Raw genomic sequence first — 24,801 nt, 5'->3', positions numbered from 1 at the left:
GGGCGCAATGTCTCGCTCTTCTTTCAGTAATACAAATAATGCGGCATCTCCACGCCTTTGTAATATTTCACGTACCGCTTATGACGTTTCATACCGATACGTTCTGCAACTTTTTGAGAGGCTAAGTTCGAATCGCGAATTGTACATGTCACCAATTCCGCGCCAAGCGTTTCCAGCGCATACTTCTTACAACCAAGCGCAGCCTCCGTTGCAAACCCCTGATGCCAAAATTTCTGCTTCAGCAAGTAGCCAATCTCTAGCACTTCCTCTTCCTCCACACGCTGCATTGTCAAACCAACTTGCCCGACAAATTCGCCAGTATCCTTCTTAATCACCGCCCACAAACCAAAGCCCCAGCGCTCATAATTATCCAACTGTTTCGCAAGCCAACGCTGCACTTCCTCATCCGTAAAAGCGCCCTCATAAGCCGTCATCACTATATCATCTTGCAATATTTCACACAAATCCGCAAAATCCAATTGATCCAATTCACGAAAAATAAGTCGTTCTGTTTCAATCATCTCAAAAATCCCTCCAAATGAAAAAGAGCCTCCGCATCACTGTGCTTGGAAGCTCCCTTCATTATATTACTTACTAGTGAAAATGACAATCGCATCGCGTAAAAATGCCGCTAAACCAGGTTGATTTTTATCGTAGTAAGCCGTAAATCGTTCATCGTCCACATACATTTGGGCAAGTCCGGCGTGCGCCTCTTTGCTGTATGTGTCCCAATACGCCGATAGCCACTCTTTATGCATCGCCGCAACCGCTTGTGCCTTCTCACCAGCTGGATCACCCGTTTCAAACGCTACCTGCAAGTCGGCCAAAATAGTTCCAGCCAACTCATCAATCCGTTCCAACTCAGCCTCGCTCATACCTTTAAGCTTCGCGTTCGACCGGTCGATTTTCTCATCGCCATACTTCCCACGAATTTCAGCGCCATATTTCTCCTCATTATCATCTATCATTTTTTGCTTAAAACCTTCGAATTTTTCTTGATCTGTCATTGTCATTCTCCTTTCTGAATGCGCGATGGATTTCTCCACATTGCGAATCAGGTCGTCTAATTGTTTTCGTTTATCAAGCAGTTCGACGCGATGTTTTCTAAGTGCTTCCGCCTCGTCAAAATCAGGTTGTTCTAGAATCGCCTTGATTTTTTCCAAGCTCACATTCATTTCCCGGTAAAACATGATTTGCTGCAATCGGTCGACCTCGGTTTGACCATAAATCCGGTAACCTGATGTATTAATTCTCGCCGGCTTCAGAATCCCAATTTCATCATAATACCGCAGCGTCCTCGTGCTAACTCCCGCAAGCTGTCCTAGCTTTTGAACCGTATATTCCATGCGTCTCTCGCCTCCTTGATAACTCTACTTTACACCTTGACGTAACGTGAATGTCAATAACTTTTCCAAAAAAATTCTACCGATCAAAAACCCACGCATAACTAATCGATAAAATCTCGCGAGGCACACCTTTAAAAAGGGCCCCCGTCTGCGTTGTTGCAGGTAATCCTGTCGCATCAATATTTTGCCGTCCTGCTAGCATGAGCGCGCGGTACAAATGATAATCACTCGTCACGATGACCGTTTTACCAAGCTCAAATTCCGCTTTACTATTTGCTAGGTTTTCCTCGGTGCGCATCGATGTATCCTCTACTTCAATCCTTGATGCTGCAATGCCGTGCGCTACTAGGTAGTCCTTCATCACACTTGCCTCAGATGCGGACTCATCCTCGCCTTGACCACCCGACACGACCACTTTCGCCGAGTTGTGCTTCTCAATAAACCGAATCGCCGCATCTAATCGTTCCCGCAAAACTGGCATTGGCCGCGCCGGATCATCGATTACTTTTGAACCTAAAATAAGAATCGTATCCGGGTTTGGCGTTGGTACCGCTCGCGCCCCGCTATACATAAAGCCGAGCACGACACCAACGTACACAACACCAATTCCAACTAATGCTAAAATCACTTTTTTCCACATTTTCATTTCTGTCCACTCATTTCTGCTCTATTATATGTTTATGCGAACTTGAAAAAATACGAATCATAACGTACCCAATCATAATACCAGAAACATTCAAAAAGACGTCTCCCGTATCAAAATACCCTACATGTAGCGCATATTGCAACCCTTCCACGATAAAAATCATGATTCCCGCTGAAAACAACGCCATCAGGGGTGATAATTTCTTCAACAAAAAACCAATCGGTACAAAAGCAAGCACGTTTCCAATCGTAATCACCCGCAAGTTCCCCGAAATAAAGGTATCCACAAAACCGAACGTATCCGTCGAAACCCCTTGCGCACCAGATGCTTTTCCAAAAAGAAGTCCAATCATGATGCCAAAATAAATCAGATACGTCAAAACAAGCAACGTCTTATTAATTTTCCAATTGACCAACTGCACCGCGCAAAGATAAAGCATCAATGCCGTCACACCAACTGTTATATATCCCATGTGATTCACCGCTTGCATCACATCTCTCAAATAAAATTGTAACCATCCTTGAAACCAAAAATAGTACATCATAACCGCCGCACAAAGGGATAGCACTGGTAAAACCGTCCAAATCGTTAACTTTTTCATCCTATCTCCTCCTCATCTTCCTTACTAGTTCCTAGCATACCATCTAACATTCAAGGCTTACTAAAAACTTTTTAAAGAAATGTTAAGGTTTTACAGAAAAAAAAAGGAAGCATAGAAACAACGTACGCTCCTAAACTTCCTTCAAATCAGTAACAATCCCAATTATAAAGCACATTCGAGAAATCTTTTCGCTTCAAATCTTCCCGGTTTATAAAGAAGTTGCCGACGCCCATATCACCCCACATAATATCATCACCTGAATCCAGCTGAAATAATAATGTGTCGTGGTGCGCCTTCTCATCACCCAGCCGAGGATCTTGTTGCGTGAAAAAAGGATAACCTCCAAGCTGACTACTGCTACTATCCAATTCAAATAACGCGTCCACCTTCGCCTCATCCTCACCAGTCCACGCATCTAGCACATCATAAAACTCACCGCCATACGCTTGCTCAAAATCATAACTTTCTTTCAAAGTCACTTGTTTCGTGATTTCCCCACTTAAACGAAATTCACCATCCACAATTGGATAAAAGTCCGCATGCACCGACTCAAACAACTTATCCTGTTCCTCAGCCGAATAACTAGCCTCATCCATTGTTTCAAAATACAAAACTCGAAAACCATGTTGACCCGTCTGATCATCAAAATCAAGTCCCGTCAAATCATCGAAGTAATCAATATAAAACGCTAACAATCCCGTTTTCGGAAAATCTTCTAAATGAGGCATCTCCGAACAATTTATCTGTGCCAACAAGCTAAGAGGGCCTCCGTCTTTATTCCGTGGATATTCCATAGACTTAGGCACATAACCACGTCCGCCCGCCTTACTATCGGCTAAACCTAACTCCCCTTCAGCTTCACAAGACAACAAAACCCGTTCTTTTTCCGTCGCAAGAATCCGATTTACAATTTCAGGTGCTACCAATTTTTCAAGTTTTTCTTTTAACATGGAAAAGCCTCCCTAGTCATATAATAACTTCATCATAGCACATTATAAAAAAACTTTCAATATAGACTTTAATCGCCGCTATAAATATGCTAAAATAAGCAACAATACCCAAAAAGGAGGGAACGAAAATGGAAAGCTTTACTTACTTGTTAGTGGAACATCAAATCATTCGCACCGAACGACTCATCCTACGCCCGATTACGCTTGCCGACGCAAAAGGCATGTTCGAATACGCCTCTGATGAAGAGAATACACGCTTTGTTTTTGATACACATCCATCCATCGAGGTCACTCGCCAAAAAATTGCCGAATATTTCGTCGCGTCTCCCATTGGAAAATACGGAATAGAACTCGCCGAAACTGGCAAATTTATCGGTACCATCGATATTCGCATCGATCCGATGAACCGGAGCGGCTGCCTCGGTTACGTCCTAAATCGAGATTACTGGGGCCAAGGCTACATGGTCGAAGCTGCGCGCGCTATCCTCGATCTTGCTTTCCAAACACTACAACTAGAACGCGTCTACGCCATGCACGACGTCCGCAACCCCACCTCAGGAAAAGTCATGCAACGCTTAGGCATGAGCTATGAAGGCACACTTCGAAAAAGCCGCTACGTCAAAGAAGAATTCGTAGACGATGCTTATTACGCTATTTTAAAAGAAGAATACAGCGCCAAATAAAACTGCTCAGCGACACATTTCGCTGAGCAGTTTTTCACTATTTCAGGCTATCTCCAACCTCCTTCACCATCTCCGAAACAGACTCTAGCCCGCCTCCTGACAAGTACCAATACTCTGGATTCAAGTAAACAATATTGCCATTTTTATAAGCATTCGTCTTCTTCACTAGGTCATTCTCAACGACAGATTTCGCGGAAGATTCCCCGCCAATCGCTGCACCACGGTCAATCACGTACAAGTAATCCGGATTCTTTTCCGCAACGTACTCCGAAGAAATACTTTGGCCATGCGTGGACGCTTCAATTTTCGGATCCGCCGGCGTCACACCAAGCACATCATGAATCAATCCAAAGCGCGAACCAGGTCCATACGCACTCATTTTCCCATCGTTCGCCAAGATAATTAATCCCGTTTTACCAGCTGGCACGCTTGCCTTTACATCTGCAACTTGCTTGTCAATCGCATCTAGTTGCTTCTTGGCCTCATCCTCTTTCCCAAAAAGACCAGCAACCGTGTTCACATTCGCTTGGAATGACTTCATGTAATCCTTCGTATCCACACCTTGATAAATCGTTGGTGCAATATCGGAAAATTTATCATAAGAATCGGATTGGCGACCAGAGATAATGTTCAAATCAGGTGCCGCCTCGTTTATTTTCTCAAAATCAGGTTCTTTCAAACCGCCAAGATCCGCGTATTTATCGCTCGCGAAATCATCTAAGTATTTCGGCAAGGATTGTTTCGGCAAACCGGCCACATTTTTAGATAAGCCTAGCGCTTGCAACGTATCCAACGTCCCGAAATCAAAAACAACCACTTTCCCAGGGTTTTGCTTCACTTTCGTTTCTCCAAGTTCGTGCTTAATCGTCAATTCCTTCGCTGTTTTTTCCGCGTCTGCATTCGTCTTTTCATCCGTCCCACAAGCAACCGTAAACACCGCCAAAAGCATCAACATCATGACCATTACTAATTTCTTCATCTACTTTAACCACCCTTATTTATCTATTTTTGAAGCTATTATTCCGTGTCATACCAACCGTTTCGCGCCCTCACCTCCTTTATTTAAAATACACGCCAATCCGGTCATTATTAATCAACGAAATCGGAATATGCATATCAAAAACCTGTGCCAACACATCTTCCTGAATCATCTCCGCCGTGCTACCATTCGCCACCACCGCGCCATCTTTAAGCGCTACAACCGAATCCGAGTAACATGACGCAAAATTAATATCATGCAAAACCAACAACACCGTCTTGCCAAGTTCATCCACCAAACGCCGCAACAGCTGCATAATTTGCACCGAATGCTTCATATCCAAATTATTGAGCGGTTCATCCAGCAAAATATAATCCGTATTCTGCGCAATGATCATCGCAATATAAGCACGCTGCTGTTGACCACCGCTAAGCTCATCCAAATAACGCGACGCCAAATCCCGCAGCTCCATATAATCTAGCGCCATCTCGATAAACGCCTCATCATCCTTTTGCAAGCGCCCTTTCGAATGTGGAAAACGTCCAAACGCCACCAAATCCCGCACCGTCAAACGCATCGTGACATGATTGCTCTGCTTCAAAATAGACAACCGCTTCGCCAAATCATCCGACTTCCAATCACCCAGCGCCACGCCATCCACCAAAACCTCGCCACTATCGGACTTCATCAACCGCGCAATAATCGACAACAATGTACTTTTTCCAGCACCATTTGCCCCAATAAATGACACGATCTGCTTCTCAGTAATCGTCAAATCAACCGCTTGAAGCACATTTTTTGCACCATATTTTTTTCCCCAGATTCCGCACTTCAATCATAATTTCGCCCCTCTCAAAAGCAAATACAAGAAATACACGCCGCCGCACAGATTAATAATCACACTTATCGGCGTATCGAAATGGAACACCCGCTCCGCCAACAACTGCCCACCAACGAGCGCCACCAAACTTATCAAGCTTGCCCCAACAAGCAACATCACATGCTGATGCGTTTTCAAAAATTGATACGCCACATTCGCCACAATCAATCCTAAAAATGTAATCGGTCCAACCAGCGCCGTCGCAACCGAGACCAGCACCACAATAATGAGCAACAACTGCTTCACAATCCGGTTATACGGAACACCCAAATTCACCGCATGGTCCTTGCCCAGCGCCAACACATCCAAATACTTCACAAATCGCAATAAATAAAGCATCGCCGCCACAAAAATCACAATCGCAATCACCAAAATCGACGTATTCACATTGTTAAAGCTCGCAAACATCTTATCTTGCACAATCTGGAACTCATTCGGATCAATTAGCATCTCCATAAACGATGAAAAACTAGAGAAAAACGTTCCACAAACAATCCCGACAAGCAACAAGAAATAAATATTCCGTCCATTCCGCTTAAACATCAACCAGTATAAAACAAGCGCAAATCCCATCATCAAAACGACCGATAAAAAGAAGTTCCAGCGCCCACTCCCCGCCCGCATCAACGCTTGAGACCCGAAAATAAACACGAGCGACGTCTGCAATAACATGTATAACGAATCCAGCCCCATAATCGAAGGCGTCAATATTTTATTCTGCGTAATCGTCTGGAAAACCACCGTCGAAACCGCAATCGCAATCCCCGTAAACACAATCGCGATCAATTTCGTCGATCTAAGCTCCAGCGCAAAAGCAGGACTTCCACCCATAAACAAAAACAAATAACCCGCCATCAAAACCACAACAATACCTGCTAAAATCCAATTTTTACGCATAGGCTTTTCTCCTCATTAGCAGATAAATAAAAATCGCGCTCCCAATAATCCCAACCATCAAACTAATCGAAATTTCGTACGGATAAATAATCACCCGACCAAGCACGTCACAAAATAGCAAGAAAGTCGCGCCAAAAACTGCCGTATCAAACAAGGTTTTCTTAATATTATCTCCGCGATAAATCGACACAATATTCGGTACAATCAAACCGAGAAAAGGTATCATACCAACCGTCAGAACCACAGACGCCGTAATGAACGCGACTATCACCAACCCAATCCGCATAATCGCCTTATACGACAATCCTAAATTCCGCGAAAACGTCTCTCCCATCCCAGCAACCGTGAACTGATTCGCATACAAATACGCAATCACAATCAGCGGAACCGCGACATAGAGCAACTCATAACGCCCTTTTAGCACCATCGAAAAATCCCCTTGAAGCCACGAAGAAATATTTTGAATTAAATCAAACTTATACGCAAAAAACGTCGTAATCGAACTGAGAATCCCGCCGAACATCAACCCAACAAGTGGGATAAAAATCGTATCTTTAAACGGAATTCGCTCCAAAATTTGCATAAATATAAATGTTCCGAGGAGCGCAAACAAGAAAGCCACACCCATTTTCACCAAGGGACTCGCCGTTGTAAAGACAAGTAACGACACCAATATCCCTAACCTCGCAGCATCCATCGTCCCCGCCGTTGTTGGTGAAACAAACTTATTCTGCGTCAAACTCTGCATAATCATCCCACAAATACTAATCCCAGCTCCCGCCAAGATAATACTAATCAGCCTAGGAATCCGACTTATCCAAATAATATCCCATTGTTCCCGCGTCAATTCAAAAATATGTACAATAGAAATCTTCTGCACGCCAACGAATACCGAAAGCAGTGCTAACAATAGAAAAACAACAATAAGTATCGCTCTCTTCAAGTAATCACCCACCTTTATAATTGAGAATGATTTTCATTATCGTTTACAGAACCTATTCTAATAGAAACAGTTCTGCTTGTCAAGACCATGTTTTCATATGAGCAATAAAAAAAAGCCTCTATCCAAGAGACACTTCCCATCAAAAATTTGTGTTTAAATTTCCCGGCCTCAGGGTAAGGAACAACAAAGGAGGTTTTAAAAAATGACCAATTCTAAAAAAAGTCAGACCTCGCAAGCGATTCACACACCGAAAATCAGTGACGCTCTTCCAAAGGATAAAGAGAAAAAGCCATTTGCCGAAAATTTACATGGGAAACCGCATCAACAAGTACAGGACTCCCATCAACAGTTCCACCGAAAAATTCTAAAATAAAATGCTAATCTCCAAAGGTTTAGGAACAGCCTTTGGAGATTTTTTGTACCTATTCCTATTTCGCTTGAACTTTCGTGCCTTTTTTCTTCTTTCTTGCCGTGTAATAATTAAAGCAAAGTAGCATTATCATACCTGCTACAACCGAGCCTAAAATCACGATAATAAGCGGCCATTGCACCGTCCAGAATAATAATTTCACATCTACAGTTCCCATATTCGTCGTTCCAAACACAAGAATCAAAATAGCGATAATAATCCCAACAATCACTTGCCATTGTACCTTCATTGCACTCACTCCTTCTATTGATAATACTGTTTTTTCAAGTATACCACTTTGGCGCATAGTTACAATGAAAATGACTATTATTATTTTACGATTTCACTGGAAAAGAAATGCTCGCAAACTTGAGAAATCCGTTCTAAATCAACATTCCCACCAGAAATGATGCAAACAACATTTTTTTCCTTTCACATAGCCTGTTATTTTATCGGAAACAAGGGCGGCCGTGCTGAGTGCCCCAGCGCCTTCTACGACTGCTTTTCCGCGCTGTAGCAAGTCTTTCATTGCTTGTTCTAACTCGTCTTCTGAAACTGTGATAATCTCATCTACCAATTCTTTCACAATCGAAAACGTTATATCACCAGGAACTTTCACCGCACAGCCATCTGCCATCGTTGGCGCTTCGTAATGTGGCGTTATTTCTCCAGCATCAAACGACGACTTCATCCCGTGCACATTTTCAGCTTGCACGCCGATAATGCGGATATTTGGATTAAACGATTTAAGCGCAATCGCGATGCCAGATATTAAACCACCGCCACCAATTGGCGCGATGACCGTATCAACATCCCATATGTTGTCCAAAATCTCCAAACCGATCGTTCCTTGCCCAGCAATCACTGCCGGATCATCATATGGATGCAAAAAAGTACGTCCTGTTTTCTCAGCGATTTCAATGCATTTTTCTTTAGCTTCATCAAACGTTTGCCCATACAAAACAACATCGGAACCATAGCCTCTCGTTGCATCAATTTTAGCTTGGGGTGCCGTTTCTGGCATTACGATTTTGCTGTTGATTCCGAGCAGTTTGGACGACAGAGCAACACCTTGCGCATGATTTCCTGCCGAACAAGCGATGACACCGTGCTCTTTTTCAGTCGTCGTCAAGGCCGCAATTTTGTTGTACGCACCTCGGAATTTGAAAGAACCTGTTAATTGCATGTTTTCTAACTTTAGGTAAACGTTTGCTTCTGCCACGCTTGTTAAGTAGAATGATTTTACAAGCGGTGTTTTGCGGGCGTTATCTTGAAGTACTTCCTTCGCTTTATTAATGTCCCAAATAGTAACATATTCGTCGGTTTTCATCATTGGAGTACCTCACTATATTCCATTTCCAACGTGTCGGCGAGGCTTTTTGACATGATTCTGCCTTGATGAATATTCAGTCCACTTGCTAAAGAAACATCTGCGAGTAGGGCTTGTTCCAGTCCTTTTTCAGCGATGGCTTGCAAATACGTGAGATTGCCAGTTGCCAATGCCATTGTTGAGGTTCTAGGCGTTGCACCAGGCATGTTTGGAACGGCATAATGAAGGACACCATGCTTGATAAAAATCGGATCATCATGCGTCGTATAATGCTCAATAGTTTCCACGGTTCCACCTTGATCAATAGCAATATCCACAATGACGCTACCTGGTTTCATCGATTTCACCATGTATTCCTTGACGATTTTTGGCGGTTTCGCACCTGGAATGAGGATTGTCGAAATGAAGACGTCCGCCTTCTGGATTTCCCGCTCAAGGTTTTCCGTTGTAGATGGCAAAATAACAACCGATTGTCCTGCGTAATGTTCTGTTAAATACGCGATTCGTTCTGGATTCAACTCTAAAATCGTCACGCTACAGCCAATTCCAATCGCCATGTCGCACGCGTTGATAGCTGCATTTCCCCCACCAAGAATGACCACTTCGCCAGCCGGGATATTTTCAATTCCAGATAGCAAGATTCCTGCGCCTTGATGTTGTTTTTCCAAATAGTACGCACCCATAAAAATCGCTCGACGTCCTGCAATCGCGCTCATTGGTTTTAGCAACGTAAGCACGTCATCTTTTTCAATTGTTTCGCCGCCAATCGCAGTCGCACCTGCTTTTAGAAGGGCTTCCACACACGGTTTAGAAGCCGCCAGATGAAGAAATCCCCAGATAATTTGACCCTGCTTGAAAAACGGATACTCAGAAGGCTGCGGTTCTTTCACTTTCACGACCATGTCCGCCATCCATGCTTCCGCTTGATCTACAAGCATTGCACCAGCGTCCACATATTCTTGATTTGTATAACCAGAACCAATCCCAGCATCTTGTTCTACTAATACAACGTTCCCTTGACTTACCAATTTCGCCGCGTTTTCAGGCGTCATTCCAACACGTGCCTCGCCTGCCTTGATTTCTTTTACGACACTAATTTTCATCTTCGTTCACGTCCTTCTTTTAGATTGTCTTTGCGAGTACAGGATAGCACCCTGACGTAAACGCTGTCAAATTGAGTTTGATAAATATTTCACAATATAAAATAGCGATTAAATCCCGAAAAGCATTGCGCGCCAACACCTGAAAACACTAGGAAAATCACTCATTTCGTGGCTTGATATAACTTTGTCCAACTTTTCAATTTCAAAACTGGACAAATTAGCAATATGTTTGTATTGCTTATATGCAAGCGGAGTCATAGTATAAGGGTGTAAGGTGAATCTTTAGCAGCGAAAGAAAATGAAACGCATACGCAGCTTTCATAGGGAAAATTTCTGCGAAAGGAAGAAACACAATGTACCTATCTGCACGATCACGAATCATTTTAGAAAAAATCCTATCGGTACCCGGCGATATTTCGATTGCGCAGCTCGCTTCTTATCTCGATGTTAGCGAACGAACCGTACGTCGCGATTTAAAAGAAGTCGGCGAAACATTGCAAGATTTCAAATTAACCTTAGTCAAACACGGAAGTCGGCTCACCGTCACAGGCGCGTCTGCCCATCGCGATCGCATTCAAAAAAACATATTGGAACTCGTCAATAATGAGTTTACGCCTTTCGAGAGACAACAAATCATTTTGCGGGTACTTTTAAATGAGTCCGAGCCAGTGAAATTGATTGCGCTTGCCAACGAACTATCGGTCACCGTCGCCACTGTGAGCAGTGATTTAACGCGGCTGGAAGAAGACTGGAACGGCAAAATCCACATTAAACGAAAGCGTGGCATCGGCGTCGAATTAGAATCTTCTGTCTTAGAAAAACGCGAACTGCTTGGGGAACTACTCTTAATGACGGTTCCGAAAATCAAGCTCTATCAAATGTTCAGTGACCTCCTAGACGATAACGAGGCCCAAATCGATGAGCGTATCGCGGATTTCGTCGACCTATCCCTTTTGCACATGTGCGATCCAATCATCACTAAATGGATGAAAAAGCTTTCCTATGAAATAAGCAATGATTCCTACATAAACGTGCTGACGTACCTCATGATAACGATTCAACAAATTCCAAAAGGGAAAATCATCGCTAGGAGGGACGGCAATCATGTCTTCCTGCAAGAATATCCTGAATACGACATCGCCGAACGGATTTTGCGTGACTGTTTACCAGATATGGTCGAAATCCCCGATAGTGAAATCGCAGAACTAACGATGCTTGTACTCGAATCAGAAATTCGCCGCGGTCAAGACGTTTTTTACCGCAACGAGAAAGTACAAGCCATTCGAATCGCGAAAAAGCTGATTTCCCGTGTCGCAAAAGAAATTGATACACCACTATCGCAAATCAATGTTTTAAAAGGGCTCACCGAACACATCCAGTATTCCATCATCCGATTGAAGAAAAAAATGCCGATGAGTAATCCACTACTCGAAATGATCAAAGCCGAGTTCCCAGATTTGTTTGATATCGTGCACCGAGCAGCATGTGACGTCTATCCCTTTAAACAGATTCCCGAAGAAGAAACTGGGTTCATCGTCCTTCATTTCGAAGCCGCGATTATTCATTCTGAGAATATGCGACCATATAGCGCACTAATCGTGACTTCACGCAGCAGTGGCATCAATACTTGGCTACAAGCAAGATTTAGGAAGCGCTTACCTAAACTAAAAAAAATGAAGTTCATCACGCCAATCGACCTTATGAAAGAAACAAATCTAGAAAAATACGATATGATCCTTTCGACATCACACTTAGAGAATTTCACCCATGATTATCAATTTATCAGTATTTTTTTCACAGATAATGAAATCAACGCCATCAATAAAAAACTGGAAAAAATCGCGAATCGTAAGCAAAACGAGACCTTCCCAATGGACGCTGTTACAACAACCGATTTCGAGACGGCTTTATCGAGTTTGACTGCGATGCAAACCTATTATCATTTAATTATCTCACTCATTAAGGCGACCCATTTCACAGCAAGTAGCGTGATGACCCGCAATTTAGAAGATAACCTCCGCGGCTTCAGTCAAGAAATTGCACAGAAAACCAGTCTCGCAGCGGACGACCTTTACGAACAATTAAACAAACACGAGAATCAGCGCAAAGTCTTGGCCTGCGGAACAAATACGGCCATGTTTCTTATTAATACAGAGGTTGAAACTGCCTCGATTCACGTTTTCAGCTCCAAGCATAATTTAGAAATGCACATCGCATCGGAAGGAAAAGTCAACATCACGAATATCCTTGTCTTCTTACTTCCAAACACCTTGTCAAGTGAAGAAATCGAGATTTTCACCTACTTAATCACGATGTTGACAGAAGACGAAATCGCAACTGCCATGATTGAAACCGGCAACCCAGAAAAAAGCAAAAATCTAATTCTCTCGATACTTCAAGAGTTTTTAGAACAAAAAAACATCAACCATATGGTGACCGATCGATCGCTTGGTTTCTAGTTTTACTTTGGCATTACCGCGCCGCCCCTTTCCCAACCCCATCCGGTGAAAGCGACCGCGTGATAATATATAAAAAAATTTTTAGGAGGAACTCTCACATGACGAACAAAGTTTTAAACGACTTTCTAGAACCGCAATTACAAGCATTACGAGATCAAGGGCTTTACAACACCATCGATACCGTTGAAGGTCCAAACGGCGCGAAAATCAAAGTGAACGGCGCTGAGTTGATCAACCTTTCTTCCAATAACTATCTAGGCTTTTCAAACGACGACCGCCTGAAAAAGAAATGCATCGAAGCAACGGAACAATATGGAGTTGGCGCTGGGGCTGTGCGTACGATTAACGGTACCATGACCATCCATAATGAACTAGAAACACGACTTGCAGAGTTCAAGCACACCGAAGCTGCGATCGCTTTCCAATCCGGTTTCAACTGTAACATGGGTGCGATTTCCGCTGTCATGACGAAAAAAGATGCGATCATTTCCGATGAACTGAATCACGCATCAATCATTGACGGATGTCGCCTCTCCGGTGCCAAAGTATTGCGCGCCAAGCATCAAGATATGGACGATCTTCGCCGCGTCGCCAAAGAAGCCACAGAAAGCGGATTATATGAAAAAATTATGTACATCACAGATGGCGTTTTTTCCATGGATGGCGATGTTGCCAAAATCCCTGAAATCGTTGCTATCGCAGAAGAATTCGGCTTAATTACTTATGTAGATGACGCACATGGCTCAGGCGTAATGGGTAAAGGTGCCGGGACCGTCAAACATTTCGGAATGTCAGACAAAATAGACTTTCAAATGGGTACCCTATCCAAAGCAATCGGCGTTGTCGGCGGCTACGTGGCAGGTTCCCAACAACTCATCGACTGGCTAAAAGTTCGCGCTAGACCTTTCCTATTCTCCACCTCTTTAACACCAGGGGCTGCAGCAGCATGTATTGAAGCTATCGATATCATGGAAAGCGATCCAGAGCGCATGGAAAAACTATGGGAAAATGGCACATATCTCAAAGCCGGCTTAGCGAAATTAGGTTTTGACATCGGTCATTCCGAAACACCAATCACGCCTTGCATCATCGGCGACGAAAACCTAACACAGCAATTCTCACGTCGCTTGCTAGAAGAAGGCGTTTATGCGAAATCCATCGTCTTCCCAACCGTTCCAAAAGGCACCGGCCGCGTTCGTAACATGCCAACCGCTGCCCACACGAGAGAAATGCTCGACGAAGTACTCGCAACGTACGAAAAAGTCGGAAAAGAACTAAAAGTCATCTAAAAATAGGCTGGGAGAAAGTGATTTTGCACGCACTTTCATTCCCTTCCAAAACAAAATACCAACTCAATACGTGTGATTTAAAAAACAAAAAAATAGCAACTGAGTGCACATTCGTCTCAATGTTCACCCAGCCGATTACTCTTTCTAACACCAAACTTAATTATACCACTAAAGCAATAGAACATATAAAAATACGATTTCTAATACAATGGAGGTTTTTTAAATGAAAAAAGTACTTATCACTGGTTGTCTAGGTCAAATTGGTTCCGAATTAACAATGCGTTTGCGCGCTGAAAATGGCACGGATAGCGTTATTGCCACAGACATCCGCCGTATCGCTGGCAACGAAGTCATTGAAAGCGGCCCCTTCGAAATTTTGGACGTGACCGATAAAGATAGAATGATGGATATCGCGCGTGAATATGAAGTCGATACGATTATTCATTTGGCCGCATTGCTTTCTGCCGTAGCCGAAGAAAAGCCACAACTCGCGTGGAGCCTCAATATGGGCGGTCTTGTTAACGCACTTGAAGTCGCTCGCGAATTAAAATTGAAATTCTTCACACCAAGCTCGATTGGCTCGTTCGGACCTGGCACACCAGCAGATAACACGCCACAGGACACCTTGCAACGCCCAACGACCATGTACGGTGTCACAAAAGTAAGCGGTGAACTACTTTGCGACTACTATTTCCAAAAATTCGGCGTAGACACTCGCGGCGTGCGCTTCCCAGGCCTCATTTCTTATAAAACACTTCCAGGCGGCGGAACCACCGATTATGCCGTAGATATTTATTACGAAGCACTGAAAAATAAGAGCTACACCTCATTCATCGACAAAGGTACACACATGGATATGATGTATATGCCTGACGCAATCGATGCCATTATCAAATTGATGAAAGCGGATCCAAAACGTTTGGTTCATCGCAATGCCTTCAATATCACGGCAATGAGCTTTGAACCAGAACAAATCGCCGCTTCCATTCGCAAATTTATCCCTGATTTCGAAATAAAATATGACGTTGACCCTGCCCGCCAAGCGATTGCAGATTCATGGCCAGATTCGCTCGATGCAAGCTGTGCTAGAAACGAATGGGATTTTGACCCGCAATATGACCTAGACCGCATGACAAAAGATATGCTGGAAAAGCTGACAAAAAAGCTAGAAAATGATACAGTAGTAAGGCATTAATAAATTTCTATTTTTAATAAAACAACTGTTGATTAGGAATGAGTGTTCAAAGGGAGCGCTCATTCCTGACAACAAGCGAGGGGAAAACACATGGAAAATCAGAAACTAAAAAAAGAGATTGGCTTTTTTACTGCACTAACCATTGTTATGGGAACTGTTATCGGTTCCGGCGTATTCTTCAAACCTGAGGCCGTTTATTCCGCAACAGGAACTGCAAGTCTTGGCCTGTTAGCTTGGATTCTCGGCGGTGTCATCACCATTTGTGGAGGACTAACCGCAGCCGAACTTTCCGCTGCCATCCCACAAACCGGTGGAATGATGATGTACCTTCAAAAAACATATGGCAAATTAACCGCATACTTACTTGGTTGGGCACAAACCGTTATTTATTTCCCAGCAAATATCGCGGCACTATCGATCATTTTTGCAACACAGGTCGCGAACCTTTTTGGAACAGGTGATGGTATCATCGTCCCAGTTGCCATTGCTGCAGCAGTGTTCATTATGCTTATGAATTTTATCGGTGCAAAAGTAGCCGGATCATTCCAAGCAGTCACAACAATTTGTAAACTAGTACCACTCATCTTAATTATTATTTTTGGACTCTTTCATCAAGGAGACGTTGCGTTCCGGTTATTCCCGATGAGCGTTGCCGATCACCCATTTTTGACAAGCTTAGGTTCTGGTCTCGTAGCAACGATGTTTGCTTATGACGGCTGGATTCACGTTGGTAACATTGCCGGCGAAATGAAAAACCCGAAAAAAGATCTGCCAAAAGCTATCGTGTTTGGGCTAACGGGCGTTATGTTGGTGTACTTATTGATCAATATCGCTTACTTGTTCGTTATGCCAGCCGCTGCACTAGCTTCTACAGCAACACCAGCGTCTGACGTTGCGAATATCATCTTCGGTTCAATTGGCGGTAAATTGATTACTGTTGGTATTCTGATTTCTGTATTCGGCACGATTAACGGCTACACGATGACCGGAATCCGTATTCCATATGCCATGTCTCTTGATAATCAACTACCATTCAGTAACTGGTTCAAGAAACTTGGCGCGAAAAGTAGTGTCCCTTACAACGGCGGAATTGTCATCTTACTTATCTCCATCATCATGATTTTCACAGGAAAATTCAATCAGCTAACCGACATGCTTATCTTCGTTATTTGGATTTTCTACACACTCACGTTCATTGCCGTCTTCGTACTGCGAAAACGAGAACCAGAACTCGCAAGGCCTTACAAAGTTCCACTCTATCCAGTGATACCAATCATTGCGATTCTAGGTGGTGCCTTCATCGTCTTCAACACCCTCTTCACACAACCGATGAACGCCGGAATTGGACTAGTTCTAACAGCAATTGGACTACCAATCTACCTTTATAAAAAGAAAAAAGGTCATTTTTCTGAATAACAGTAATAAAAGCATTGGAAACTGGTGTAAAAACCGTTTTCCAATGCTTTTTTGTTCTATAAAATGATGTAAATACAGTGAAAATGGATTTTCCTATAGATTCCAAAAAATACGAATCATACTATACTAATCATGTCGCCATCTCACTTTTTTCGCGTGTGTTTAACGTGAAGGAGGTGCGAACATGACACGCTATAAACGATATAAAAAAAGACGACGGGAACGAGAACAATTTTTCATTAGAGGCTTGATAACCCCCTTATTTATTGGAATTGTACTTGCACTCGTCAATTGGTTACTGAATCGGTTTTAGGCGACAAGAAACCCCACAAGGTGATAAGACTTGTGGGGTTTCGTATTGACACGCTATAAACTTCTGTCTCCATTATACCATCAATCTTATCATTTAACAACGCCTTTTCCCATGAAAAACCGCTTGAAACATTTTATCAATGCTTCAAGCGGCTTCTTTGTCTTATGGAGACGGTGGGAGTCGAACCCACGTCCAGAAATAACGGCACTTAGACTTCTACGAGTGTAGTCGTCGTATTAGGATTTCGCATATACATCAGCCCGACAACAGGCTTCCATAAAGCTAGTCTGATTGAGCTCTTCTTCTAAGCCCCAGACGGAGACTTAGAATCGTATCCCACTTCATTTGAGACCCTTACCGTAGCACATGGGCGATGCACGGAGGATCAGCTATCGACTGTTCTTAGGCAGCGAAAGCTAGGTTATTATTAGTTTTGCCAGTTATTATTGGCTTTGACGTTTGTAACGAGGCCGATCCCCCCGACTCGCAATCCAAGCTCGAACTATCCCTGTCGAATCCGTAACGTCCCCGTGTAACAAGAGCCTAACCCTAGTAAATTGGCGACAACCGCTCGCATTCAGCGAGTTTTGCAGACTTCCGGTTCTCATGTACAGTCGTACACTCCGCTTCCGGCTTCTACAAAACTCGCTGAATACAAACGCTTTCGCTCAATTTGTTTAAAGCATAATCTTCGTTCTACCCAATTGAGGGATTCCGGGATTCTGCATGGTTTAGAGTTAGTATCAGCGTACCACGAGAAAAATGTTTCTTTTCACGAAACACCAAACGTGACAGTATCTAACATTATACACGAACAGCTTACAAATGGCAAATTAAAGCCAATCGTAAGCAAGTCTCCAAATCTTATCGCTGTCTTTCTTTAAACGCCCGCTCCACATCACGTTTCGCTTCTTTATTCTTCAAATCTTGGCGCTTATCATATTTCTTCTTACCTTTCGCCACACCAATCAGCACTTTTGCATAGCCATCCTTGATATACATTTTCAGCGGAATAATCGAGTATCCCGCCTCCTTTGTCTCACCAATCAACTTGCTAATCTGCTTCTTGTGCAGCAATAACTTACGCGTCCGAAGCGGATCATGATTATAACGATTTCCCTGCTCATACGGACTAATATGCATATTATGAAGAAAAATTTCGCCACGATCGATTCGCGCGTAAGCATCCTTCAAATTCACGCGCGCATTACGAACCGACTTGATCTCCGTTCCCTGAAGCACAATTCCTGCTTCAAAAGTCTCCTCAATCGCATAATCATGACGCGCCTTCTTATTTTGCGCTAGTAAACGTCCATCACCTTTAGGCATGATACATCTTCCCTTCTAACGGCGTGGTTTCTTCGGCTTCGTGCCCTTTGCCACACCTTGGTAAAATGGTTTTTTTCTTTTTTCTTCTTCGTTTCGTCGGATCGCTCACCGTCTTGCTTGTCCTTTTTGCGCGACGAGGAATCGTTATCCTTCCGTTTTTTATCACCACTCGGGCGGTTTTTCTTTTTCTTAAACGACTTCGAAACTTCGAGTGGTTTCTTATTACGCTTAAAGCCAGGCGTCTCTTTCCCAAGACTACGAAGCGCAAAATCGATTTCGCGGTGATCCACGTCCACCTTCGTTACCTCAACCTCCACCTCGTCACCAATTCGATAGACACGACCAGTACGTTCACCGATCATAGCCAGCTGATTTTGATGGAATTGATAATAATCGTCCTTCATCGTACTCACATGCACAAGGCCCTCAATCGTATTTGGCAACTCAATAAACAGACCGAAATTCGTCACCGAACTAATAATCCCTTTAAAAATTTCACCAACATGATCCACCATATATTCCGTCTTCTTCAGCTCATCCGTCTCACGTTCCGCCTCTACAGCACGGCGCTCCATTTTAGACGTATGCTCTGCGATCTCAGGAAGGCGCTCAGCCCATTTCGCCATCGTTGCGTCATCAATATCCCCATGAATCAAATACTCGCGAATTAAGCGATGTACGATCAAATCCGGATACCGACGAATCGGCGACGTGAAATGTGTATAGTATTCCGTCGACAATCCGAAATGCCCTAAATTCGCCGTATCATATTTCGCCTGTTGCATCGAACGAAGCATAATCGTCGAAACAACCATCTCTTCCGGTTTACCTTTAACCTCTTCCAAAACTTGCTGCAAAGCCCGCGGATGCACATCATTCGCCGTCCCTTTCACAACCAAGCCGAAGTTCGTAATAAATTCGAAAAACCGTTGTAACTTCTCTTCTTTTGGGTCTTCATGAATACGATAAATAAACGGTACTTGCATCCAGAAAAAAATGCTCCGCGATACATTCATTAGCCGCCAACATGAACTCCTCAATCAGGCGCTCACCAGCCGAACGTTCCCGCGTCACAACTCCCGTCGGACGCCCCTCTTCATCCACGACAACACGCGCTTCCTTAAAGTCGAAATCAATCGCCCCACGCGCATCCCGCTTCTTATTCAAAATTTTGGACAAAGCGTACATATTCTCGAGCATCGGTACAATCGGCGCATACTTCGCGCGTAAATCCGCATCCTCCGCCACTAAAATATCATTCACATCCGTATACGTCATCCGTTCCGCCGTATTAATCACACTCTCAAAAATCTCATGCGAAACGACCGCTCCCGACGCATCAATCTCCATCTCACAAGACATCGTAAACCGATCCACATGCGGATTCAGCGAACAAATACCGTTTGACAAACGATGCGGAATCATCGGAATAACCCGATCCACCAAGTATACACTTGTGCCACGCTCCGCCGCCTCACGATCAAGCGCCGAGCCCTCCGTCACATACGAACTCACATCCGCAATATGTACACCCAGTTTATGATTCCCGTTCGGAAGTTGCGACACCGTTACAGCATCATCCAAATCCTTCGCATCCGCACCATCAATCGTAATAATAACCTGATCACGCAAATCACGACGCGCGCCAATCTCACTCTCCGCAATCTCAGCAGGAACCTTGTTAGCCTCCTCCATCACATCATCCGGAAACGCAATCGGAATCCCATGCTTATGAATAATCGACAAAATATCAACACCAGGATCATTCCGATGTCCAATAATCATTTTGACAATCCCGCGCGCACGGTTACGCCCCTCAGGATATTCCGTCAACTCCACGATAACCTTATGACCATCCACAGGTTTCAAACCACTTGCAAGATCAATTTCCACCTGACCAAAAGTCCGCTTATCATCAGGAATCACAATCGGATCACCCATCAAATCTTCCATATACGTCCCAACAACCTGCGACGTTTTCCGTTCCACAATTTTATGAATCGTGCCCTCCGCTAAATTATCACCTTTAATCTTCGTGATATTCGCAAAAACAATATCCCCATTCATCGCGTTATTCACTTGCGTTGGCGGGATAAAAATATCATCCATCTCCTGGTCCTCAGGAAGCACAAATCCAAAGCCCTTCTCATGCGCCCGGAAAGTCCCCTTCACAAAATCCAGTTCCTCCGGCAACGCATAACGGTTCTTCTTCGTCCGAATCACATCCCCGCGATCCTCCATTGCCACAAGCGATTTCACCATCGCCTTAAAATCATCGGCATCTTGCAAACCCATCTCCGCTTCTAAATCATCTAGTGAAAACGTTTTTTTCGGCGATTCCTTCATAAAATCTAAAATCTTATCTTCTATTTTCTTCATTGTTTCCCTCCTTTCTCTTCATAAAACTTAAACATGCCAATCCAGCGTATCTAAAAACGCCAAAATATCATCTTGCAACTGCGCCTTTTCTTTATCAATCGTAATAACATGCCCAGAATTCTCGTACCATTTCAGTTCCTTTTGATCTGACTCTACCTTATTATAAATCAATTCCGCTCCATTTACATCTACCATCTGATCTTTTTTTCCCTGAACGACCATAATCGGCGCATAAATCATATCAATTTGCGGCATAACATCCTGAATCTCATCCTTCAATTTCGCAATCGTGTCCATCGGCGCATCCTTATACGCCAACATCTCCGCATCAATCTCGTCCGGCGTCTTGCCCTCATACTTCTTATAATTCCGCACATAATCCAAAAAACCTTGAATAATCGGCGAAGAACTATCCATCCGCGTCGGCGTGCTCATCGCAACAATCCCCTTCAACGGCCGATTATACCCCAGCTTCAGCGAAAAAAGTCCCCCAAGCGAAAGCCCAGCCACCGCAATCTCCGCGTAGCCAAGCGATTTCAAGCGATCGTAAGCCGTAAGCACATCCTGCCACCAATCCTCAGGCCCCGTTGTCAACAGCACGTCAGGCGACACACCATGCCCCTTATACTGCGGCGCATAACACGTATAATTATTATCCTGCAAAAACCGGCCCAACATCCGCACATCCGCCGAACTACCCGTAAAGCCATGCAATAACAATACCGCACGTTTCCCCGTCTCAAATAAAAATGGCTCTGGCGCCTTCATCTTCATATCAAAAAATCCCCTTCATTCTAAAAATATCACTACACCCAGTGTACCGCCTCCACACACAAAATTCAAAAAGAAGGTATTGAAATTTTGCGCTTAACACGATAGATCTTCAATATTTCTTAATCATTATTTTGCTACTCTATACACTCGGAAAATACATCAGACTAAATCTTTCTGGATAGAATCTAGCGTTGCGCCACACATGAGAAAACTCCACCCGAAAACAAATTCAGGTGGAGTTCATCACTTTTCTAAATTACAAGAAAAATCCTAAAGCAATCAATATTGCAAAGAAGATTACCGCTAAAACAATCGTTGTACGATGTAATATACGTTCAAGTCCTCTTGCTTTTTGTTTACCAAATAGTTCTTCTGCTCCACCAGAGATAGCTCCGGATAACCCGTTACTCTTACCTGGTTGAAGAACAACTACGATGATTAACAATACCGATACAATAACTAATAAAATTGTTAACACTGTATTCATGCTCTTTCCTCCTAAAACCGTCCTCTTTTTGACTACCTTTTATGATAGCATATTTTGCATAAAACGTAAAGCCTAAAAAAGAGGATTCACCATTAAAAAACGGTAAATCCCTCCATCTATTATTTATCCACTTTAGGTTGCAGACGACTCATAACTCCCAATCGATTGTACGCATTAATCGTCGTAATCAACAAGTACAACTCACCAATTTCCTTCTCACCATAATGCTTCTCAAGCTCTGAATAAACCGCGTCGGAAACACCATGCTGATGAATAAACGTCACTTCCTCAACAAGCTCCAACACCACGCGCTCTTTATCCGTATAAAACGGAGCCTCACGCCAAGCATTCACGCCCATCACACGTTGCACTGTCTCGCCATTTTCCAAAGCCTCTTTCGTATGCATATCAATACAAAACGCACAATGGTTCAAGCTAGACGCATAAATCTTAATCAATTCCTGCAAATCTTTCGGGATACTACTCTCCCGTCCTAACGTATCCAACTTACCTAATGTTGCATAAACCTCTGCATTTTCCTTCATCAAATTAAAACGTGCACTCATTTTACATTCTCCTCTCGTCTCTCACTAATAAGACAAATCAGCCATCAAAAACGTGACACAATTCCTCAAATTTTTTTTCAATTTATCCGGATTCGTCACCACAAAAACGCTCTGAACCTTGTCCCCCTCTACATTTAAACTAAGAAAAATAATTCGCACCAAAATACCATTTTCCTTAATCAAAATACAGATTTGCTCATCAATCAACCGAAGCTCGCGCGAATCCCCAAAGAAATCATGCTCCGCCACCCCACGTAAAAAAGCCCCAATTCGAAGTGGCGTATGTAAAACCCGCAACGGCGCCTGTCTCCTTTTTCCACCATCGATTTGCATCGTGGCTTCACTCGTAAGCTTCTCGATAAATGGCGCAATGTTCCCATCCTCGATACTCTTCACAAAAAGCGCAATCATCGACCTATCCGCACCAACCTCACGAACTGTTTGCACATCCGATTTGGCAATAATCCGCTTCGCCCGCGTCAAAACCTGCCGACTATTCAACACCGAAATATCCAGTAAATCCGAAATCTCCTGATGCGAATACCCAAACACATCCTTCAGCAAAAACACCGCTCGCTCTTTCGGTTCCAGCCGCTCAAACACAACCATCATCGCGTAATTAACCTGTTCCTTCCGCTCCAATTGCGCTTCCAGTTCCTCCGAAAGCGGCTCCGGAATCCAAGGTCCATAATACTCCTCACGCGTTTTCCGAGCCGACTTCGCCAAATTAATCGACTTATTCACTGCAATCCGCGTCAAAAAAAGCCTTCCGATTTAGAATGTCCTCATCCTTGTGCTTCTCCCACTCCATGTACGTCTCCTGCACAACATCTTCCGCATCTGCCATCTCCCCAATAATCCGATACGAAACCGTCAACAATAACCGCCGATACTCCTCCATCAACGAACCCCCCATCAAAAAAGGAACACCCCACAATCAGGCATTCCTCACGAATCTTATACCACGACTTCTTCTACCCACATCAAATCGTCCAAGAAATAAACTAAATCCTCGGCCAAAATATCCTTCTCACAGTCCGTTGTAATATCGTGACCCGAACCCGCATAAAAACAAAGTTGCTTATCATCCGAGTGAATATTTTTGAAAATATAGTTCGCGTCATCGGGTGCAATTTCTTCATCCTGACAACCTTGGCCAATCATCGTTGGTACTTCAATTCGTTCGATATCGCTCGCCACTGCTTTATAAAACACAGAACGCGCGTCTGTCATTGTTTTTATCTCAGGTGCATAATTAGTAAGCATTACTTGTGCTTCCTCATCTGCAATACCTTCTCTACTCATACTCTTTAATAGATACTTCTCCACTGGAATATATCGCATTTTGCGGTTCACGTTCGCGCATAATGGAGCGATTGCTTTCGGATCAAATGTTTCCGCCATTTTCAGAGCAAAAACACCACCCATTGCAGCGCCTACTATTGCTATTTCGTGATATCCTTGGTCCTGTAAATGCTTGTAGCCCGCCTTCGCATCCTCATACCACATATCTGGTGTGGTTTTTAGGAAAATGGCTGGTTCCTCGCCATGACCGCGATAATTTGGTGCATAAACTGTATAACCATTCTCCGCTAGATATTCACCTAATTCTCTAACATCCTCTGTCGTTCCCGCAAATCCATGCAGTAATAGAACAGCCCGATTGCCTGCTTTTAAAAGAAAGCTACGATCCGTACTCATGATTAATTGCACTCCTCCATCTTCCTTAACTTGCCCTCATTGTACGCCATATTTGCGCCAATTGCTAGTTTTTGATTCGAGTCCCGAAAACCCTTGCTATCAAAGGATTCAGCACCATTCACAATC

Annotated in this window: 24 protein-coding genes, 1 other RNA gene and 3 pseudogenes; 7 read left to right on the top strand and 21 right to left on the bottom strand. The window is 43.6% G+C overall.

Annotated features, from left to right (window positions below; translation table 11 throughout):
• Window positions 1-23: 23 nt before the first annotated feature.
• The 5 genes from PCORN_RS01295 to PCORN_RS01275 all read right to left on the bottom strand — a co-directional run bounded on the left by PCORN_RS01295 (window position 24) and on the right by PCORN_RS01275 (window position 3,543).
• Window positions 24-521 carry a GNAT family N-acetyltransferase gene (locus PCORN_RS01295; protein WP_036076842.1) on the bottom strand — a complete coding sequence of 166 codons (498 nt, stop codon included), beginning with the start codon at window positions 519-521 and terminating at the stop codon, window positions 24-26.
• Between the two features lie 66 nt (window positions 522-587).
• Window positions 588-1,346 (bottom strand): MerR family transcriptional regulator, encoded by a 759-nt coding sequence (locus PCORN_RS01290; protein ID WP_036076840.1) that lies wholly within the window; start codon window positions 1,344-1,346, stop codon window positions 588-590.
• A 76-nt stretch (window positions 1,347-1,422) separates the two neighbouring features.
• The gene (locus PCORN_RS01285) at window positions 1,423-1,992 is read right to left on the bottom strand and encodes a YdcF family protein (RefSeq protein WP_036076838.1); all 570 of its coding nucleotides are present in this window, start codon (window positions 1,990-1,992) and stop codon (window positions 1,423-1,425) included.
• Between the two features lie 10 nt (window positions 1,993-2,002).
• Window positions 2,003-2,593 (bottom strand): VanZ family protein, encoded by a 591-nt coding sequence (locus PCORN_RS01280; RefSeq protein WP_036076836.1) that lies wholly within the window; start codon window positions 2,591-2,593, stop codon window positions 2,003-2,005.
• A gap of 146 nt (window positions 2,594-2,739) precedes the next feature.
• Window positions 2,740-3,543 carry a YwqG family protein gene (locus PCORN_RS01275; RefSeq protein ID WP_036076834.1) on the bottom strand — a complete coding sequence of 268 codons (804 nt, stop codon included), beginning with the start codon at window positions 3,541-3,543 and terminating at the stop codon, window positions 2,740-2,742.
• A 152-nt stretch (window positions 3,544-3,695) separates the two neighbouring features.
• Here PCORN_RS01275 and PCORN_RS01270 point away from each other — a divergent pair, with 152 nt between their 5' ends.
• A complete protein-coding gene (locus PCORN_RS01270; RefSeq protein WP_241433040.1) occupies window positions 3,696-4,226 on the top strand; it encodes a GNAT family N-acetyltransferase in 531 nt (176 codons plus the stop codon).
• 37 nt (window positions 4,227-4,263) lie between these two features.
• On the opposite strand, the gene PCORN_RS01265 is transcribed toward PCORN_RS01270, so the two are convergent.
• From PCORN_RS01265 to PCORN_RS01250, 4 genes and pseudogenes are all read right to left on the bottom strand, one after another.
• Window positions 4,264-5,205: a siderophore ABC transporter substrate-binding protein gene (locus tag PCORN_RS01265; RefSeq protein WP_036076830.1), complete on the bottom strand. Its 942-nt coding sequence runs from the start codon at window positions 5,203-5,205 to the stop codon at window positions 4,264-4,266.
• Window positions 5,206-5,284: 79 nt separating this feature from the next.
• A pseudogene (locus PCORN_RS01260) lies at window positions 5,285-6,044 on the bottom strand (iron ABC transporter ATP-binding protein).
• Window positions 6,041-6,982: an iron chelate uptake ABC transporter family permease subunit gene (locus PCORN_RS01255; RefSeq protein WP_036076827.1), complete on the bottom strand. Its 942-nt coding sequence runs from the start codon at window positions 6,980-6,982 to the stop codon at window positions 6,041-6,043. Before PCORN_RS01255 ends, PCORN_RS01260 begins: the two are co-directional and overlap by 4 nt.
• Complete coding sequence (locus PCORN_RS01250) at window positions 6,975-7,925, bottom strand: ABC transporter permease (RefSeq protein WP_036076825.1); 951 nt, start codon at window positions 7,923-7,925, stop codon at window positions 6,975-6,977. Before PCORN_RS01250 ends, PCORN_RS01255 begins: the two co-directional genes overlap by 8 nt.
• Window positions 7,926-8,127: 202 nt before the next feature.
• Here PCORN_RS01250 and PCORN_RS19180 point away from each other — a divergent pair, with 202 nt between their 5' ends.
• Window positions 8,128-8,298, top strand: coding sequence for a hypothetical protein (locus tag PCORN_RS19180; RefSeq protein ID WP_156110608.1), 171 nt, complete (start codon window positions 8,128-8,130; stop codon window positions 8,296-8,298).
• A 55-nt stretch (window positions 8,299-8,353) separates the two neighbouring features.
• Here PCORN_RS19180 and PCORN_RS01245 read toward each other — a convergent pair whose 3' ends face one another.
• The 3 genes and pseudogenes from PCORN_RS01245 to ald all read right to left on the bottom strand — a co-directional run bounded on the left by PCORN_RS01245 (window position 8,354) and on the right by ald (window position 10,767).
• Window positions 8,354-8,584, bottom strand: coding sequence for a lipopolysaccharide assembly protein LapA domain-containing protein (locus PCORN_RS01245; protein WP_051999154.1), 231 nt, complete (start codon window positions 8,582-8,584; stop codon window positions 8,354-8,356).
• A gap of 80 nt (window positions 8,585-8,664) precedes the next feature.
• Window positions 8,665-9,664 (bottom strand): annotated as a pseudogene (gene tdcB, locus PCORN_RS01240) (bifunctional threonine ammonia-lyase/L-serine ammonia-lyase TdcB).
• The gene (gene ald, locus PCORN_RS01235) at window positions 9,664-10,767 is read right to left on the bottom strand and encodes an alanine dehydrogenase (protein WP_036076823.1); all 1,104 of its coding nucleotides are present in this window, start codon (window positions 10,765-10,767) and stop codon (window positions 9,664-9,666) included. The pseudogene tdcB and the gene ald overlap by 1 nt, the downstream one beginning before the upstream one ends.
• A gap of 353 nt (window positions 10,768-11,120) precedes the next feature.
• Between ald and PCORN_RS01230 the strand changes: the two genes are divergently transcribed.
• The 5 genes from PCORN_RS01230 (at window position 11,121) to PCORN_RS20655 (ending at window position 17,439) form a co-directional block, all read left to right on the top strand.
• Window positions 11,121-13,226, top strand: coding sequence for a BglG family transcription antiterminator (locus tag PCORN_RS01230; protein WP_036076822.1), 2,106 nt, complete (start codon window positions 11,121-11,123; stop codon window positions 13,224-13,226).
• A 98-nt stretch (window positions 13,227-13,324) separates the two neighbouring features.
• The gene (locus PCORN_RS01225; RefSeq protein ID WP_036076820.1) at window positions 13,325-14,515 is read left to right on the top strand and encodes a glycine C-acetyltransferase; all 1,191 of its coding nucleotides are present in this window, start codon (window positions 13,325-13,327) and stop codon (window positions 14,513-14,515) included.
• A 223-nt stretch (window positions 14,516-14,738) separates the two neighbouring features.
• Window positions 14,739-15,710, top strand: a complete 972-nt coding sequence (locus tag PCORN_RS01215) for an L-threonine 3-dehydrogenase (RefSeq protein WP_036076817.1) — start codon at window positions 14,739-14,741, stop codon at window positions 15,708-15,710.
• A gap of 90 nt (window positions 15,711-15,800) precedes the next feature.
• Window positions 15,801-17,126, top strand: a complete 1,326-nt coding sequence (locus PCORN_RS01210; protein WP_036076814.1) for an APC family permease — start codon at window positions 15,801-15,803, stop codon at window positions 17,124-17,126.
• Window positions 17,127-17,310: 184 nt separating this feature from the next.
• The gene (locus tag PCORN_RS20655) at window positions 17,311-17,439 is read left to right on the top strand and encodes a hypothetical protein (protein WP_277620139.1); all 129 of its coding nucleotides are present in this window, start codon (window positions 17,311-17,313) and stop codon (window positions 17,437-17,439) included.
• Between the two features lie 162 nt (window positions 17,440-17,601).
• On the opposite strand, the gene ssrA is transcribed toward PCORN_RS20655, so the two are convergent.
• The 9 genes and pseudogenes from ssrA to PCORN_RS01175 all read right to left on the bottom strand — a co-directional run bounded on the left by ssrA (window position 17,602) and on the right by PCORN_RS01175 (window position 24,675).
• Window positions 17,602-17,969: a transfer-messenger RNA gene (gene ssrA / locus PCORN_RS17740) on the bottom strand.
• A gap of 334 nt (window positions 17,970-18,303) precedes the next feature.
• Entirely contained in the window at window positions 18,304-18,768 is a 465-nt protein-coding gene (smpB, locus tag PCORN_RS01205; protein ID WP_036076812.1) for an SsrA-binding protein SmpB, read from the bottom strand.
• A pseudogene (gene rnr, locus PCORN_RS01200) lies at window positions 18,741-21,147 on the bottom strand (ribonuclease R). The gene smpB and the pseudogene rnr overlap by 28 nt, the downstream one beginning before the upstream one ends.
• A gap of 27 nt (window positions 21,148-21,174) precedes the next feature.
• Window positions 21,175-21,921 (bottom strand): alpha/beta hydrolase, encoded by a 747-nt coding sequence (locus tag PCORN_RS01195; protein WP_036076810.1) that lies wholly within the window; start codon window positions 21,919-21,921, stop codon window positions 21,175-21,177.
• 256 nt (window positions 21,922-22,177) lie between these two features.
• The gene (gene secG, locus PCORN_RS01190) at window positions 22,178-22,408 is read right to left on the bottom strand and encodes a preprotein translocase subunit SecG (protein ID WP_036076807.1); all 231 of its coding nucleotides are present in this window, start codon (window positions 22,406-22,408) and stop codon (window positions 22,178-22,180) included.
• Between the two features lie 119 nt (window positions 22,409-22,527).
• Window positions 22,528-22,974 (bottom strand): carboxymuconolactone decarboxylase family protein, encoded by a 447-nt coding sequence (locus PCORN_RS01185; protein WP_036076804.1) that lies wholly within the window; start codon window positions 22,972-22,974, stop codon window positions 22,528-22,530.
• A gap of 24 nt (window positions 22,975-22,998) precedes the next feature.
• Complete coding sequence (locus PCORN_RS01180) at window positions 22,999-23,733, bottom strand: sigma factor-like helix-turn-helix DNA-binding protein (RefSeq protein ID WP_051999153.1); 735 nt, start codon at window positions 23,731-23,733, stop codon at window positions 22,999-23,001.
• A complete protein-coding gene (locus tag PCORN_RS18055) occupies window positions 23,711-23,875 on the bottom strand; it encodes a sigma factor (RefSeq protein WP_159102503.1) in 165 nt (54 codons plus the stop codon). Before PCORN_RS18055 ends, PCORN_RS01180 begins: the two co-directional genes overlap by 23 nt.
• A 56-nt stretch (window positions 23,876-23,931) precedes the next feature.
• Window positions 23,932-24,675 carry an alpha/beta hydrolase gene (locus PCORN_RS01175; RefSeq protein ID WP_036076802.1) on the bottom strand — a complete coding sequence of 248 codons (744 nt, stop codon included), beginning with the start codon at window positions 24,673-24,675 and terminating at the stop codon, window positions 23,932-23,934.
• Window positions 24,676-24,801: the final 126 nt, after the last annotated feature.

This window comes from Listeria cornellensis FSL F6-0969 (assembly GCF_000525855.1).
Lineage (GTDB): Bacteria > Bacillota > Bacilli > Lactobacillales > Listeriaceae > Listeria_A > Listeria_A cornellensis.
This window is presented reverse-complemented; position numbering and strand designations above follow the sequence as displayed.